Source organism: Sphaerochaeta globosa str. Buddy (assembly GCF_000190435.1).
GTDB classification, from domain to species: domain Bacteria; phylum Spirochaetota; class Spirochaetia; order Sphaerochaetales; family Sphaerochaetaceae; genus Sphaerochaeta; species Sphaerochaeta globosa.
Map to the genome: position 1 here is coordinate 3,280,264 of NC_015152.1, position 13,942 is coordinate 3,294,205.

The window sequence follows — 13,942 nt, forward strand, 5'->3', positions numbered from 1 at the left end:
CATTTCAGCCCTTCTAGAACAAGAAGGGCTGTGCAAATGAGACTGGTCGCTTATTGTCCGAGAGCACCTTTGAAAGGTATGCGGTATCCAGGTCCAATTGGGAGACCAGGCGAAGCAGAAGTTCCTCGGGTACCAAGTTTTGCTCACAGAACAGGAAAACAAGAGCCTTCTCTGCAATATTCTGAGGCTTGAGGGCATTGAAGAAAATCTCTTCATCCCGCTTTCCCCGATATCGTTCACAAAAATTCTGGTACAGCATCGAGCGCTCGATGTCGTTCTTCAACGAAGCAAGCTCGGCAAGCAAGGGTTTTTCCTCTCCGCGCGCTGCCATTTCCCCAAGAGGCTTGAGATGGAAGAACGTATACTCTTTGCCCGGCAGATAGTGATGCTCATCACATCTGGCAGCATAGTTGGGTTCCAAGGTGCTGTCCTTATGCGAATCCCCCCCTACGATGATCAAGGGGTCAAAGTAAAGAGCGGGACACTCCTTTCCCTCCACCTGATAGTAGCGATAGGTATAGAAGGCATCGTTGATGCAATCAGAATGCTCGCAATAGGCGGTAAGAGGAATGACATCGGTGGCGATGTCGAGCATCAGACGTGCAGTAGAGTTGAACAAGTCCCTTCGGAAATTGAGTATCAGGGTGGGGAATATGAACATCACCCCGCGTTCATAGCTATGATTGCGTACCACGTAGGCAAGCCGTTCATCGAAAAAGGAAGCTTCATCGATGATGAAGGTCCCCACTGTGGGGTTGTCGGCCAGTACTTGCTCAAGACCGAAGGAGTCCCGTATCCGGGCAATGTTCTGCCCGCAACTTACATAGCCGCTGCGGTAACAGAGAGCATCCTCAGGATATTCGGTAAAACGTGCTCCATCGATTTCAGAACGGATGAAGAAGACCTTGCGTCGGTCAACTTCAGCGCTGCTGGTCTGCCTTCGAACCTTCTCGCCCTTCTTTTGGGCAATGGCTGCATCCCTCCAGACACGGGCGGCGAATTCTGTTTTCCCTGAACCCATGGGCCCTATCAACAGAACCCTTCGTCCGGGCAGAGTAAAATCAAAATGGGAGAAGGTATCGTGAACATCAAGAGTAGGAAACCCCAGACTTTTGAGGAAATCCGTCCCCTCGCTTTTCTGCTCAATGCGCCCCATGCTGCCCCTCTACAATGGCAATACCAGCTGAAGCCCCGATTCTGGTAGCTCCTGCATCAACCATGGCACGGGCATCGGCATAGGTGCGGACACCGCCGGAAGCCTTCACACCCAATTCAGGACCGACTGTCTTTCGCATCAGCTTGATATCTTCGACGGTAGCTCCACCGGTGGAGAAGCCGGTTGAAGTTTTTACATAATCGGCCCCACTGGCTTTTGCAAGCCTGCAGGCGCGAACTTTTTCTTCATCATTGAGCAGACACGTCTCGATGATCACCTTCAGGGTAGCTTTGCCAGAAGCAGCCTTTACCATAGTGATATCATCCTGCACCAAATCATCATCGTGGTTCTTCAGGTACCCGATGTTGATGACCATATCAACCTCGTCAGCTCCTGCCAAAACCGCTTTCTTTGCCTCATACGCTTTGCTTTCACTGGACATTGCGCCTAAAGGGAATCCAACCACGGTACACACTTTCACTTCACTCTTTTCCAAGAGCTTGGCACACAAGGAAACCCAACAACTGTTTACACATACGGAAGCAAACTTATACTGGTCGGCTTCTTTGCAGATCTGTTCAATCTTGTCGCGAGTCGCATTGGCAGCGAGCACCGTGTGGTCAATATACTTGGCGATATCATCTTGTTTCATTGGCAACCTCCAAAGCATTTGGTACTACTGAAAGCTTACTCCAAAAAGAGAGGGCAAGCAACGAGAATAGCATTCCAAGCTTGACGAAGGGAGGAGCACACTATACCCTAGCACCATGATTCTTCAAACTATCGAACAATACTATACTTGGGCTTTGATTGCCATCCTTTTGCTCAACTTTGCCCAACGGAAAATCCCGGGAACCACAAAGAAACGGTTCGCAACCATTTACCTTGCATCCATCCTCCTCCTTTTCGAGGTAGGGGTGGTCACCATCCTGTCAAGGGAATTAAACCACAGCTTGGCTTGGCTTGTCGGGGCCGTCTGCATCGTCCTTCTCTATGTATTCAGAAAGAAGGCCCTTCCATTCCGCCTGCACTGTGCTTCGTGCAACAAGCGTCTGGATTTCAATCATGTAATCGGGCATGACGACAACCTCTGCCAGAGTTGCTACAACGAAGCTCATCCTGAGGAAGCTGCAAAGCAGGAAATCAAGAAACAGGTTGCAGCGCAGGAACCGGTTGCCGTCGATACTGACAAGGATGCAAATTCAGTCAGCGAAATCGACTGGGATTTGTGGGAACCGAAGGAAGTGTGCGTGATCACCTACCTCTTCAAAGAGGACCAGGTCCTGCTCATCGACAAAAAAACAGGATTGGGTCGTGGACTGGTCAATGCACCGGGTGGCCACATCGAGGAGACTGAGACTGCCTTGGAAGCTGCCAAGCGCGAGTTCAAGGAGGAGACACACCTAGAGGTGGATAACCTGAAGCTGGTCGGCAGGCTCAATTTCCAATTCCGTGATGGCTTGAGTGAGCGGGGCTATGTCTACTTTGCCGATTCCTTTACCGGGGAAATGCAAGAGACTGATGAAGCTCGACCTTTCTGGTGTCCTGTCAGCGACATTCCCTACGACAAAATGTGGGAAGACGACCTGTACTGGCTGCCGAAAGCGTTGGAAGGAAAGAAGTTTGACGGTTTCTTCATTTTTGATGACCAAACCATGCTAGATAAAAACGTTGTCTTTGAAGAGGACGATGAACAAGAGTGAACTAGGTTTGGGAACCTGGCAGTTCGGACCCTCCTACGGGTTTTGGACTGACCAGGACCAACAAGCCAGTCGTAGTGTTTTGCGATTTGCATGCAAACACGGCATTCGGCATTTCGATACCGCCCCCTCCTATGGAAAGGGCTTGAGCGAACAATTGCTTGCTTCGGTAATCCAAACAAGGGAAGACTTGGTGGTATGCACCAAGTTCATGCCCAAGAATCCGGAGCTTGTACGTAAGGATTTGCAAAAGAGCCTCGCTCGTCTCAAGACCGACTATGTGGACATTCTCTATCTCCACTGGCCGAGCAGTTCACTTGCTATGAAACCGATCCTCAGCGCCGCCTGCGACCTCATCCAAGAAGGTTTGGTCAGAAAGGTAGGAGCCTGCAATATCCCTCTCTCCTATCTGAAAGAGATGGAAGACCTTCCCATAACAGCCTTGCAAATCCCTTGCTCCCTCCTCTGGGTCAGATCACTGGCAGCGTTCCGTCAGTATGCCCAGGATCATCAGATGGACCTGGTGGGGTATAGTCCCCTGGGTCTGGGTCTTCTGGGAGGCAAGTATGCCAAGCAGCCTGAGGATGGACGAAAAGACCTGTACGTATTCAAATCTGAAGCGTACAAGGAGTATCTCTCACTCTTGGACCTTCTTGGCCAGCTTGCCGATCGCAAGGGGTGTACGAGTGCCCAGCTTGCCTTGGTATGGGCGAGAAGCCAAGGCTTCTCCACCATTTTGGCAGGGGCAAGAAACCTCGTTCAAGTATCTCAATTATTGGCAACATCCACCCTTGAACTTGACGAAGAAGAGAAATCGTTGTTGGATGAAAAGGCACACGATCTTACTTCGTGCGCCCCCTCTTCTTGGGATAACTATTTCGGTCATAGGTGGTAGGATGCAGATACTTTTGGAACAAGCGACTTGCGAGATCGAGGTGAAGAAATCACGCTTCATCGCCATCGCCTGCCCCCTTTCCAATCTGGCTCAGATCAAGGAAATGGTCAACCAGACGCGAGCCCAGCATCCCGGTGCAAACCATGTGGTGCATGCTGCAGTACTAGGACCGAAAGGAGACCTGCAGAGCTATAGCGATGATCATGAACCGAAGAATACTGCAGGTCGACCTGCCTTGGAGGTACTCAAGGGAAGCGAGGTCACCAATATCCTGGTTATGGTTATCCGTTACTTCGGCGGCACGTTGCTGGGAACCGGAGGCTTGGTGAAGGCCTATGCGGACAGCGTCAAGGAAGTACTGAGGATCATCAAGACCGAACCCTTGATCGACAAGACCCCATTTCAAGTAACAATGCCCTATCATCTCTATGAACCTATAAAAAAACAACTAACTGACTTGAATGCGACCATCGAATCCGAAGAATTCACAACCATTGTAACGCTTACGGGTATGCTACCTTCTGCTTCCTTTTCCGACTGTGCCGCATCCATTTACAATCTTTCGAATGGCAGTTGTACCCTTGGTTCTATCGATGGGTAAGCTTGGTGAACACCAGCTTCGGCTCGGATTCTTCCTTGGTGGTTTGCTCAACGTTCGGGCTCTCATCCAAAGCCCATAGCCGATCGGAATCGGTAAGCTCAACCAAGCGGATGGCTACCGAGATAGCCATTTCCACTGCTTTGACATCGATGGAAGAGACGACATCGTCCTGGGTATGGTATACAGAAGGTTTACTGTGATCGTCCCAAGCAACACTGGTGAGCGTTGTTGCTTCCAAGCCTGAGCGGCTTGCCTGGGCTGCGTCTGTCCCTCCCGCCAGCCGGGGAATTGATTCACTCACCGCCTCATAGCCCATACCGCGGGCGATTTGTACACAACGTCGTGCCAGGCGGCTCGATAACATCTGGGTCCCGTTGATGTCACGTTCAAGAAAGGTAAGTCTATCCGCATGATAGATTGCATCAAAATTCAGCACAATCGCCCCGGTCATCTCATCCTTATGCTGCATAAACCATACTTTTGATCCTGATAGCCCGCTCTCTTCCCCATCAAAGGAGCAAAAGACCAGACGGGTATGTTGCAGACAAGCGTTACAACTCTTCTTCCAATGAAAGTACCGTGCAAGCTGAACGGTTATTCCCACTGAAGATAGATTATCACCTGCTCCCGGAGAACCCTCCTCTGCATAAAAAGTGCGCAGCGGCAACAGCAACGGTATTGCTGCAAGCAGTACTATTCCGAGCACTCCCATGCCAAGGGGAGGAAGGGAAAAAGCAAACAGATCACCTTCCAGAATTTCGGTGATGAGGTGCATGGCATTAAGCAGCCCGCCAAGAAGAAAAAGCAGGATAGGAATGGCTACTTTCTTGGCATAGGCGATGCGATCGAGCTTGTTGTATCTGAAGAGTGGGGCGCTGTCATGGTGGGAGGTGAAAATCAGGGTATGCCTGACTTCCTTTTCCGGCTCCAAAACTGCATACACATTTTTACCTTCTGCTTTCGGCTTGCTAAGTTTACTCAGGGGTTTATAGAGGTACAACGTTCTTGCTGCATACCAGAGGTAGGCAAGAAACAACAGCAAACCCAAGTAAGGCAAACCAGCCAACAACAACACCAGAATGAGCGGGTAGAGGTAGACGAGAAGCTGCAGGGGAAATGAGTGAAACGAGGTGTCGATGTCCACTGCCTCAACTTCGCTTGTATCGCAAAATGCCTCATAGGCGGCCTTGATTTGCTGTGCTGCCTGGTGGGAAGGTTCGCTTCCGGTCAAACGGGGACCGAACGTATCGATCAAATGGGAAGTGAAGGTGAGTGCGAGCGTGGCAAGCCGACCTGCTTTCAAGGTCTCGATTTTTTGCTTTCGGTGTTCCTGTTGCTCGGGTTCAAGCGAGGGGGTTTTACTGCGTTTTCCAAAAAGGGGAAATTTCATGCTTGTTCCATGATGACGAGAGAGAGTTTTACTGTCAAGAAAAAGAAATCGATGATACTTTATTCTCTTCTCAAGGTCCTTGACAAAGATTAATCCACTTACTATAGTGAAAACCCGATTGATAGCTAAGCAGCCTGAGAATCGTGTGGCTTGGTAGTATATCTTTTTTGGAGAGATGTCCGAGCGGTCGAAGGAGGCGGTCTTGAAAACCGTTGAGGCGCAAGTCTCCGAGGGTTCGAATCCCCCTCTCTCCGTTTGAATATCTGCTTTTTGGATTGTGTTTTTTGTTAATTGGAGAGGTGCGAGAGTGGCCGAATCGGGCTCCCTGCTAAGGAGTTGACCTGGTAACGGGTCCGGGGGTTCGAATCCCCCCTTCTCCGTTTTGTTCTTTTACATACTTGAGACCATAGCTCAGCTGGATAGAGCATCAGTTTGCGGAACTGAGGGTCGGAGGTTCGAACCCTCTTGGTCTCATATTGCATTTTGTATTGCGGTTTTAATCACCGGGAGAGATGTCCGAGTGGTCGAAGGAGACGGACTCGAAATCCGTTGTACCGTCTGACGGTACCGAGGGTTCGAATCCCTCTCTCTCCGATAGCTTGGATTATTTTTTGGGATAAACTGTTTGTCTTGTACCTTGGAGAGGTGTCCGAGTGGTCGATGGTGCACGCTTGGAAAGCGTGTGTGCTGAAAGGCACCGGGGGTTCGAATCCCCCCTTCTCCGTTTTCTTCCCAGTCAACAGATTCTGTGCTATGGGCTTTCACCCAACCCCGTCAGGACCGGAAGGTAGCAGCGGTAAGTGAATTGCCCATGAGACACAGGCGATTTGTTGGCTGGGTTTTTCTTTTAGCGGCGCTTATTGGCATACATGGCCCTATCAGCCTGTTGGATAAGCAGTTCCAAGGAGGGTATGGCCTTCTTGCTGCTAGAGGCACTTCCAATGGTGACAGCAATCATGCAAGGCAGCCCCTGCCGTTGGGAAATGTCGGATAAAGTCTGTCTGAAGCGCGCAGTCAACATTTCTACAGTCCCGCTTGGAGCATCCAAGGCAAGTACCAAAAACTCATCACCGCCCCACCTTCCAATGATATCTGAGGAACGAAAACTCGTTTGGAGAGTCTTTGCAACCGACTTGAGCACCCGGTCCCCCTCATCATGACCGAAGGTGTCGTTGATTTGTTTGAAGGTATCGATGTCGATACTTAATAACACCACCTCGGTCTTCAGCCGCTGGCAATGCTTAAGTTCCTGTTCGGCCATCATCCTGAAGCCACGTCGGTTGTACAGACCCGTCAGCTCATCGGTAAGAGCTTGCAGAAGCAACTCTTCCTGCAGGGTTTTGTAGCTGGTAAGATCGTGGATTACTAAAAAAGCTCCTTCCTCCACAGGTATATCTATCCAGCGTATTTCCATCCAGCGTTCATGTGCATCGCTTCCCATAATCTGCACTTGTATGGTGGAGAGGCTGTGATCCTTTTGGAGAATCCGATATAGGAAATCCTCCATGAGAACACGGTAATCGGGATGGATAAAGCGAAGAAAGGAGAGCCCGGAAAGAACCTGATGAGCGGAAAACCCAAGCAGGGTTGAAAAACTTCTATTTGCATACACAATTGTACCTTCCGTGCTTGCATAGCAAACCCCATCTGGAAGATTCTCAACCAAGGCTTTACATGTCGAATCCAAGGCGTGGTGCATCGCTTGTCCCCTGTTTAGTAGACATTTTAAGCACAACTTATGGTGTAATTCAGTTTCAGATACTAAAACAGGAACAAGTCAAACGCAAGGAGAATAAAGGAAAAGAGCTGCAATCAATCGTTTTGTATTCTTATATATACTAAATAGATACATAATGTCCTTGCTTGGTTTTTCCCATTTCTCTGATTGTAAACCCGCATATCGTATGCAATACTGCAGGGAGGGAAGCTTGCACATGAAATCTACGTTCGTGATGGCGACCGCTATTGCCTTCTGTCTCCTACTCTCTCCTTTTTCCTGCAAAGGGGAGCCGGAGGTTTGGACTATCGGACCCGATCCCGCAGATAGTTGGTTCGACAAGAACCTTCCAGAGGCAACAGGAAGTCCAGTATTTACCGTATTGCCCATTTCAGAACAAGACCTTCAAAAAATCTATCCATTGGGTATGATAGGTTCGCATACCTTTCCTACCGATCACATATACCTAGCACATACTGCATCTACTCCAGTTTCAGTGTATGCCCCGTCTGCAGGGAGAATCCTGTACATTGAACAACCTGAGGAGTCGAGTTCAGACTATAACGACAACAGCATTCGTGTGGCCATTTCCAAAGATTTCACCTATGTGCTGGGGCATATCATGGCTGATGATTCTTTGTATGTCGGTCAAGAAATCCAAGCCGGGCAGCTATTGGGGACAACAGTAAGCGGAAGCAGCCTTGACCTGCTTGTGCTGGACAGGGCCAAAGGCAACTTACTTGAGAATGAGAAATACCCGATGACAATGCCCTTTGCACAGAATCCAATTGAATACTTTACCTCGCAATTGCAGCAATGCATGACAGCTTTGAGGATTCCCCCCGTTCCCAACTTTGCAGACCTCACCGTCAACTCACAATCTGCCCATGATCCTTCACTGGATGTTGAGCATGCCCAATCGTTCGAGCATGATGCTACGCGGGACATACCCACAGAGTTCATGATCCACTATCAGTCTCTCAGCCCAACCTATACAGCAGATTCTGCTTCATTCGAGTATGATTTACAGGGCAAATTGCAGGGTAATTGGTTCATTCCCGGCAACACTGCCGGACAATGGGACGAAGGTATCGCCTTTGTCTATGATCCTTGGTATCCCACCCAGATGAGGATAAGCTGCAATTTTGGAGTTGATGGAGATACCTATGGCCGCTATGCCGTACACCCATCACTCCAATCCGGACTGATTTCCTTTTCCGAAATATCTGCCGGGCAAACCGCTACCTATGTACTGTATGCAATAGATCAGGTTAACTGGCATGGTGTTCCAATTGCTGTCGACACCAATAAAAAGGGACTTGTGAAAATCCTAATGGTGGATGAACGAACCATCAAAGTGGAGTTCTTCTCCGATACCTCCGACACCAACCCATCCTTCAGCTCTGCAGCCAGATTCTATTACCGCTGAATTAGGTATCGTCTTTTCTGGACAGGTATGTGGCAAAGGTATCACTGAATACGGCTGCCTCTTCTTTGAGCTTCTACCCCTACAAAGCAAAGTATGGTATACTTTGAAGGTACGCTTGCAAGGGAGCATTCATGGCATATGAAGTAACAGCTACCAGGAAACGTCCCCAGATTTTCGATAATCTTGTGGGTCAGGAATTCGTGGTATCCACCATCAAACATGCAATCGAACAGGGAAGGATCGCCCATGCCTACCTGTTCAGTGGACCTAGGGGGGTTGGAAAGACTTCCTCCGCACGAATTCTGGCGCGGGCGCTGAACTGCGAGCAAGGCCCGACAGCAACTCCCTGCGGAGTCTGTTCCAATTGCAAGGAGATTACCCAGGGCAACAACGTCGACGTCATTGAGATCGACGGCGCAAGCAATACCAGTGTGAACGACATCCGTCAGATAAAGGATGAGGTTCTTTTTCCTCCCCAGGCAAGCAAGTATAAAATTTATATCATCGATGAGGTACACATGCTCTCCACCAGTGCATTCAATGCGTTGCTGAAGACCATTGAGGAACCTCCTGCCTATATCATTTTCATTTTTGCCACCACTGAATTGCAAAAGGTACCGGCAACCATCCGCTCACGCTGCCAGCAGTTTCATTTCCAGCTTATCGACCTTGACCTCATTAAAAGTTGTCTTTCTGAAGCAGCTAAGGAAATGGAAGTGGCTGCCGATGAAGATGCACTTTTCTGGATCGCCAAGGAGTCAACAGGCTCCATGCGTGATGCCTACACACTCTTCGACCAGGTAGTATCCTTCTCGCAAGGCCATATCACCATGGAGAAGATCAGCAGCAAGCTTGGTTTGGTCGGCATCGACCAGATTGTCGCCATTGTCAGTCAACTTTTAGAGAACAAGACACAGCAGGCACTTCGATCGGTCCAGGACCTTCTGTTTGCAGGCGTTTCGGTCGAGCAATGCATCAAGGATTTTACCCAGTTCTTCAGAAGCCTGCTTTTCATCAAGGCTGGCGTGGTCGAGGATGCGGTTCTGGGCATCCAGTGTGACAGGATTCCCCTCTCCCTTCGTAATGCGTATACCACAGAACAGCTGGAAGCTGCCTTGGAGCTATTTCTCAAGCTCTATCGTGACATCCGCTACTCCCTCAACCCCCGATTCGAGCTGGAGCTTGCCATCTCACGCCTGGCTGGTCTTCCCCTCATTGCCAGCCCGACCGCCTTAGTCAGAAAAATCGCACAGCTGCGTGAAGAGTTGCTCAGCGGTAGTGTGAAACTGCCCGCACGCAAGGCGGAGGCCCAACCGGAAAGCATCGCTGTCCAGCCCGTCATCGAACCCAGGCATAAGGTTGAAGCGTCGCCCAGTGTTGCAGCCATACCCACTGCCCCTCCGGTTGCTCCCCCTATCCCTGAGAAGAAGGAAGCAGCAGCAAGACAGTTCACCAAGCAAGACTTACCGTTGTTGGTAAGCAAGTTATCCAGTGCACCGCTGCTCTCCCAAGTCGTACAGGCTGTAGCCGAAGTTCGCAACGAAGGCGGCTCTTTGTACCTTACATTCTCCACCTCGTTCTGTCAGAACAAAGCACAGGAGCATGAAAACAAATTTCGAGACCTCATCGCTGAAATAACGGGTTTCAAAGGACCTGTACACTTTTTATGTGCTGAGGAAGTAAAACAAGAAGCACCTACAGTCGAAGATCCGATACTATCAAAAATTGCTTCGGTCTTCCGTGGGGAAATCAAACATCAATAAGTAGAAGCGAGGAAATAAATCTATGGATATGAATCCATTTGAATTGCTCAAGAACATGAAGGGCATTCAGGAAAATATGAAACGGATGCAGGATTTGCTTCCCACCATCACGGCAACCGGCAGCGCCGGGGCAGGTATGGTTGAAGTCACCCTCAACGGCAAGTTCATCGTTACCGATGTACACATCGAAAAGGAATTGGTGGATCCACAGGACATCCAGACCCTGCAGGTCTTGATCACAAGCGCCTTCAACGATGCAAGTGCAAAGATACAGCAGAAAATCCAGAGCGAGGGACTCAAGTATGCATCCTCGTTCACACAGGCCTGAGTATGACAGCCCTTGAGAATCTCATCCAAACCCTTTCACGACTGCCCGGCATCGGCCCGAAGAGTGCCTCGCGTCTTGCATATCATCTGATCAAGACGGACAAGCTGTACAACAGCACACTCGCTGATGCGATTGCGACCATCCAGGACAAAATTTTCCCTTGTTCCATTTGCGGCAGCTTTACCGAGTATGATCCGTGCCCGATGTGTGGTGATACCAGTCGCGACCGCACCCAACTGTGTGTGGTCGAGCAACCACAGGATGTGCTCACCTTGCAATCAAGTGGAGCCTACAACGGCTTATACCATGTTCTGGGAGGGGCCATTAGCCCGCTGGACGGCATCGGACCTGAACACTTATCATTTTCCAAACTGGTGAAGCGCATCGATGAAGGTGGATTCACTGAACTGATTATCGCAACCAACCCCACCGAAGAGGGAGATACAACCGCCTTGTACCTCAGGCATATCCTGAAGAATCATGAAGAGCTCTCCATCACCCGTCTGGCCAGTGGACTCCCCATCGGCGGCGATCTTGAATATGCAGATAGAATCACTCTTGCCCGTTCGCTCAGGGGAAGAGTCAGATTCTAGTTACTCTTGTATTATTTTATGCCGCGCTCTTTCTTGATGGATTCGTACGCTGCCTGAATCTCCCTGAATTTTGCCGTTGCATGGGTGAGGAACTCCTCGCCCATTCCTTTTGAGGCAAGACTGTCGGGATGAAACTCAATGCTCAGCTTTCGATACGCACGCTTGACCTCATCATCGGTTGCCGACCGACTGATGTTCAGTGTTGCATACGCCTTGTCGCTTGCATTCGTGCATCCGCCATAACGGCTGCACAGCATATCAACAAAGCTTTCAGGAAGGTGGAAGATCTGCGATGCTCGCCTGATCATATCCTCTTCACGTTGACTGATCTGTCCATCTGCGGCGGCCACACGATAGAAAATATCGATCATCAACTGAAGAATATTGGAAGCATGACTGAAATTCTGATAAAATTGGATTGCAAACTGGTCGAACGTCCCTCCACCGCTGAGGGCGGCATCGAAAACCTTCAGAGCAGCCTCCTCCTCCCGCAGTCCGAGCCTCAAGTCCTGACGGATGAACTCCACCACCTTCTGCCTCTCGCGAGAAGAGACAGAACCATCAGCTGAAGCAATCCGGGCAAGCATGGAGAACGCCCCGACAAAGAAGAGCATCTGCTCACGATCGAGGGAGGTATAGGAATTGAACTGTGTTCGTTGGCTGCTTTGCGCCCCTACTTCACCGGCCTTGTCGAACATATGGCCGAAGGCGATACCAGCAATCATGCCCAAGGGACCGCCGAACATAAAACCGACGGTTCCTCCAAAGAGTTTACCAAGCCAAGCCATAATTTACAGCTTATCGATCAACATCGAACACTTGCCGGAAGGGATGGGAAGGGTCTTCTTCTTGTTCTCCCCCAAGATTTCAATGGTGAAATAGTAGAGTTTTTCACTCTCTAGTCGAATTTCCCAACCACGATCGGTCTTATTGCTCAGGATGGTAATCATGTTCCTCTTCAGTGAGAGGTTCTCGATTCCCATTGCCTCGAGGGAGGGCATCACCCAATTGACCGTCTTGCGAGGAAGAGATATATCCAAGCCGATGATATTCTCAATCATCAGGGTGATGGTAACAAGACCTGCAAAGGGCATGAGCCTTCTGCGGGGGAAGTCAGCAATTTCGGTAGTCTTGGAGTACCCTTCCTTGTTGGGCAGGTACGCTTCCCAGACATCACCGATGGTCTCTGCATCGGGATGCAGGGTATCTAGCAAGAAGTACATATGCCTGATGGCGCACTCACGAGCGAACACAAACTGCTGGTACTTCTCCAGAGCCTTGATGACCATGAAGGTATTTACACTGACAACACCGCCGCAATGACCATTTCCCTCTTCACTGTAAAATGGGGAGGATGCAGGGACCCCGGGGAACGGATTATCGGTTCCGAACTCCTTCGGGTCATGCAGGTACTCAATCATATATGCTGCACGTTCATCGTTGGGAATCTCGGCGAGCATGGTCCAGTAGGCACCGATATGTTTGCTTGGGATGCGGTTTTCCTTGATATCCAAATCATAGTAGAAGTTGGTTGCAGGATCCCACATCAAGCTGTTTATCCTTGTCTTGAGGGAGAAGTAAATCCGCTTGTAGCGGAAACTCAGTTCCTTGTCGTTGAGGATATCACCGATGGCAGACATATACAGAGCGTTGACAGCAAGCTGAGCATTGAAATCAAGCGGATAATACACGCGGGAACGAGGGATGTTTCCACTCTGGCAGGCCTCGACAGGTACCGAAAAGAGGCCGTTGGGCTTCCGAAAGGTTGCCTGTATCCATGAATAGTAATTCTCCAGAATCGGCACAATATCCTTGAGCCGCTTTTTATTGCCGATCTTGTGATAGAAACTGAACTCTACATAGGCAAAAAGAGCGGGTGATACACCCTCGGGGTTGTTTGCACTAAAAACCGGCTTTCCGTCCTCTAGGCTGTAATCAGAACGGATTGCACCATTGCTTTCCTGCTTTTGATAAAAATAGTCGAGCAAGGGAAACGGGGAATTGTTCTGATTGCTGTAAACCAGAAACAAGGAGGAAAAGCTAGATAGATACTGATTGAAAGTTGTCTGGCCTGGATATGAAAGATAAGAACCGCTAAAGCCGTTGGCCTCGGTTCCACTCTTCCAGAGTTCGTCAATCCATACCCAAGATCTGTCGTACATATCGACAAAATCCTGATCGTAAAAGTGTACGAACGGCACCATATCCTTTATCAAATTGGGAACTCCTTACTTAACAGGTAAACACTGGAAAATGACATAAGACGCGCATTTTTAAAGATATACTCTCTTTTATGAGAAGTCAATCGGATACGCGGTAAGAAATTGAAACGACCAGTTTTTTCGGAAAACTTACACATCACAACATTAC

13 protein-coding genes, 5 tRNA genes and 1 other RNA gene are annotated in these 13,942 nt (G+C 49.5%); 13 read left to right on the forward strand and 6 right to left on the reverse strand.

Annotated features, from left to right (window positions below):
* Nucleotides 1-13: 13 nt before the first annotated feature.
* Together SPIBUDDY_RS15330 and deoC are read right to left on the reverse strand one after the other, a co-directional pair.
* Complete coding sequence (locus SPIBUDDY_RS15330) at nt 14-1,156, reverse strand: thymidine kinase (protein WP_013608677.1); 1,143 nt, start codon at nt 1,154-1,156, stop codon at nt 14-16.
* A complete protein-coding gene (gene deoC, locus SPIBUDDY_RS15335; protein ID WP_013608678.1) occupies nt 1,143-1,808 on the reverse strand; it encodes a deoxyribose-phosphate aldolase in 666 nt (221 codons plus the stop codon). Before deoC ends, SPIBUDDY_RS15330 begins: the two co-directional genes overlap by 14 nt.
* Nucleotides 1,809-1,923: 115 nt before the next feature.
* Here deoC and SPIBUDDY_RS15340 point away from each other — a divergent pair, with 115 nt between their 5' ends.
* The 3 genes from SPIBUDDY_RS15340 to SPIBUDDY_RS15350 are packed head-to-tail and all read left to right on the forward strand — an operon-like array spanning nt 1,924 to nt 4,352.
* On the forward strand, nt 1,924-2,859 hold the full coding sequence (locus tag SPIBUDDY_RS15340; protein ID WP_013608679.1) for an NUDIX domain-containing protein: 936 nt from the start codon (nt 1,924-1,926) through the stop codon (nt 2,857-2,859).
* Complete coding sequence (locus SPIBUDDY_RS15345) at nt 2,846-3,751, forward strand: aldo/keto reductase (protein WP_013608680.1); 906 nt, start codon at nt 2,846-2,848, stop codon at nt 3,749-3,751. Before SPIBUDDY_RS15340 ends, SPIBUDDY_RS15345 begins: the two co-directional genes overlap by 14 nt.
* Before the next feature lies 1 nt (nt 3,752).
* Complete coding sequence (locus SPIBUDDY_RS15350; RefSeq protein WP_013608681.1) at nt 3,753-4,352, forward strand: IMPACT family protein; 600 nt, start codon at nt 3,753-3,755, stop codon at nt 4,350-4,352.
* On the opposite strand, the gene SPIBUDDY_RS15355 is transcribed toward SPIBUDDY_RS15350, so the two are convergent.
* A complete protein-coding gene (locus SPIBUDDY_RS15355; protein ID WP_013608682.1) occupies nt 4,339-5,742 on the reverse strand; it encodes a M28 family metallopeptidase in 1,404 nt (467 codons plus the stop codon). The two genes, SPIBUDDY_RS15350 and SPIBUDDY_RS15355, sit on opposite strands and share 14 nt — an antisense overlap.
* A gap of 169 nt (nt 5,743-5,911) precedes the next feature.
* Between SPIBUDDY_RS15355 and SPIBUDDY_RS15360 the strand changes: the two genes are divergently transcribed.
* The 6 genes from SPIBUDDY_RS15360 to ffs all read left to right on the forward strand — a co-directional run bounded on the left by SPIBUDDY_RS15360 (nt 5,912) and on the right by ffs (nt 6,578).
* Nucleotides 5,912-5,996, forward strand: a tRNA-Ser gene (locus tag SPIBUDDY_RS15360).
* Between the two features lie 39 nt (nt 5,997-6,035).
* Nucleotides 6,036-6,122: transfer RNA gene (locus SPIBUDDY_RS15365), tRNA-Ser, on the forward strand.
* Nucleotides 6,123-6,142: 20 nt separating this feature from the next.
* Nucleotides 6,143-6,216 (forward strand) — tRNA-Arg (locus tag SPIBUDDY_RS15370).
* A gap of 32 nt (nt 6,217-6,248) precedes the next feature.
* Nucleotides 6,249-6,336 (forward strand) — tRNA-Ser (locus SPIBUDDY_RS15375).
* 45 nt (nt 6,337-6,381) lie between these two features.
* Nucleotides 6,382-6,466, forward strand: a tRNA-Ser gene (locus SPIBUDDY_RS15380).
* Between the two features lie 13 nt (nt 6,467-6,479).
* Nucleotides 6,480-6,578: signal recognition particle sRNA small type (ffs, locus tag SPIBUDDY_RS15950), an RNA gene on the forward strand.
* Between the two features lie 11 nt (nt 6,579-6,589).
* Here ffs and SPIBUDDY_RS15940 read toward each other — a convergent pair.
* A complete protein-coding gene (locus tag SPIBUDDY_RS15940) occupies nt 6,590-7,441 on the reverse strand; it encodes a sensor domain-containing diguanylate cyclase (RefSeq protein ID WP_013608683.1) in 852 nt (283 codons plus the stop codon).
* Nucleotides 7,442-7,676: 235 nt separating this feature from the next.
* Here SPIBUDDY_RS15940 and SPIBUDDY_RS15390 point away from each other — a divergent pair, with 235 nt between their 5' ends.
* The 4 genes from SPIBUDDY_RS15390 (at nt 7,677) to recR (ending at nt 11,572) form a co-directional block, all read left to right on the forward strand.
* Nucleotides 7,677-8,888, forward strand: a complete 1,212-nt coding sequence (locus SPIBUDDY_RS15390) for a M23 family metallopeptidase (protein ID WP_013608684.1) — start codon at nt 7,677-7,679, stop codon at nt 8,886-8,888.
* A 131-nt stretch (nt 8,889-9,019) separates the two neighbouring features.
* Nucleotides 9,020-10,651, forward strand: coding sequence for a DNA polymerase III subunit gamma/tau (dnaX, locus tag SPIBUDDY_RS15395; RefSeq protein ID WP_013608685.1), 1,632 nt, complete (start codon nt 9,020-9,022; stop codon nt 10,649-10,651).
* A 22-nt stretch (nt 10,652-10,673) separates the two neighbouring features.
* Nucleotides 10,674-10,979 carry a YbaB/EbfC family nucleoid-associated protein gene (locus SPIBUDDY_RS15400; RefSeq protein WP_013608686.1) on the forward strand — a complete coding sequence of 102 codons (306 nt, stop codon included), beginning with the start codon at nt 10,674-10,676 and terminating at the stop codon, nt 10,977-10,979.
* Between the two features lie 2 nt (nt 10,980-10,981).
* The gene (gene recR / locus SPIBUDDY_RS15405; protein ID WP_013608687.1) at nt 10,982-11,572 is read left to right on the forward strand and encodes a recombination mediator RecR; all 591 of its coding nucleotides are present in this window, start codon (nt 10,982-10,984) and stop codon (nt 11,570-11,572) included.
* A gap of 11 nt (nt 11,573-11,583) precedes the next feature.
* Here the strand turns inward: recR and SPIBUDDY_RS15410 are convergent, their stop codons facing one another.
* Both SPIBUDDY_RS15410 and SPIBUDDY_RS15415 read right to left on the reverse strand, forming a co-directional pair.
* Nucleotides 11,584-12,360 (reverse strand): TerB family tellurite resistance protein, encoded by a 777-nt coding sequence (locus SPIBUDDY_RS15410; RefSeq protein WP_013608688.1) that lies wholly within the window; start codon nt 12,358-12,360, stop codon nt 11,584-11,586.
* A 3-nt stretch (nt 12,361-12,363) separates the two neighbouring features.
* Nucleotides 12,364-13,788, reverse strand: coding sequence for an MGH1-like glycoside hydrolase domain-containing protein (locus SPIBUDDY_RS15415; RefSeq protein WP_013608689.1), 1,425 nt, complete (start codon nt 13,786-13,788; stop codon nt 12,364-12,366).
* Nucleotides 13,789-13,942: the final 154 nt, after the last annotated feature.

What these genes read in the sequence shown, in the direction of transcription:
- SPIBUDDY_RS15410 (WP_013608688.1), bottom strand. Translation starts at nt 12,360, where the DNA reads ATGGCTTGGCTTGGTAAACTCTTTGGAGGAACCGTCGGTTTTATGTTC.
- SPIBUDDY_RS15940 (WP_013608683.1), bottom strand. Translation starts at nt 7,441, where the DNA reads ATGCACCACGCCTTGGATTCGACATGTAAAGCCTTGGTTGAGAATCTT.
- SPIBUDDY_RS15345 (WP_013608680.1), top strand. Translation starts at nt 2,846, where the DNA reads ATGAACAAGAGTGAACTAGGTTTGGGAACCTGGCAGTTCGGACCCTCC.
- SPIBUDDY_RS15350 (WP_013608681.1), top strand. Translation starts at nt 3,753, where the DNA reads ATGCAGATACTTTTGGAACAAGCGACTTGCGAGATCGAGGTGAAGAAA.
- dnaX (WP_013608685.1), top strand. Translation starts at nt 9,020, where the DNA reads ATGGCATATGAAGTAACAGCTACCAGGAAACGTCCCCAGATTTTCGAT.
- SPIBUDDY_RS15340 (WP_013608679.1), top strand. Translation starts at nt 1,924, where the DNA reads ATGATTCTTCAAACTATCGAACAATACTATACTTGGGCTTTGATTGCC.
- SPIBUDDY_RS15355 (WP_013608682.1), bottom strand. Translation starts at nt 5,742, where the DNA reads ATGAAATTTCCCCTTTTTGGAAAACGCAGTAAAACCCCCTCGCTTGAA.
- recR (WP_013608687.1), top strand. Translation starts at nt 10,982, where the DNA reads ATGACAGCCCTTGAGAATCTCATCCAAACCCTTTCACGACTGCCCGGC.
- SPIBUDDY_RS15390 (WP_013608684.1), top strand. Translation starts at nt 7,677, where the DNA reads ATGAAATCTACGTTCGTGATGGCGACCGCTATTGCCTTCTGTCTCCTA.
- deoC (WP_013608678.1), bottom strand. Translation starts at nt 1,808, where the DNA reads ATGAAACAAGATGATATCGCCAAGTATATTGACCACACGGTGCTCGCT.
- SPIBUDDY_RS15330 (WP_013608677.1), bottom strand. Translation starts at nt 1,156, where the DNA reads ATGGGGCGCATTGAGCAGAAAAGCGAGGGGACGGATTTCCTCAAAAGT.
- SPIBUDDY_RS15400 (WP_013608686.1), top strand. Translation starts at nt 10,674, where the DNA reads ATGGATATGAATCCATTTGAATTGCTCAAGAACATGAAGGGCATTCAG.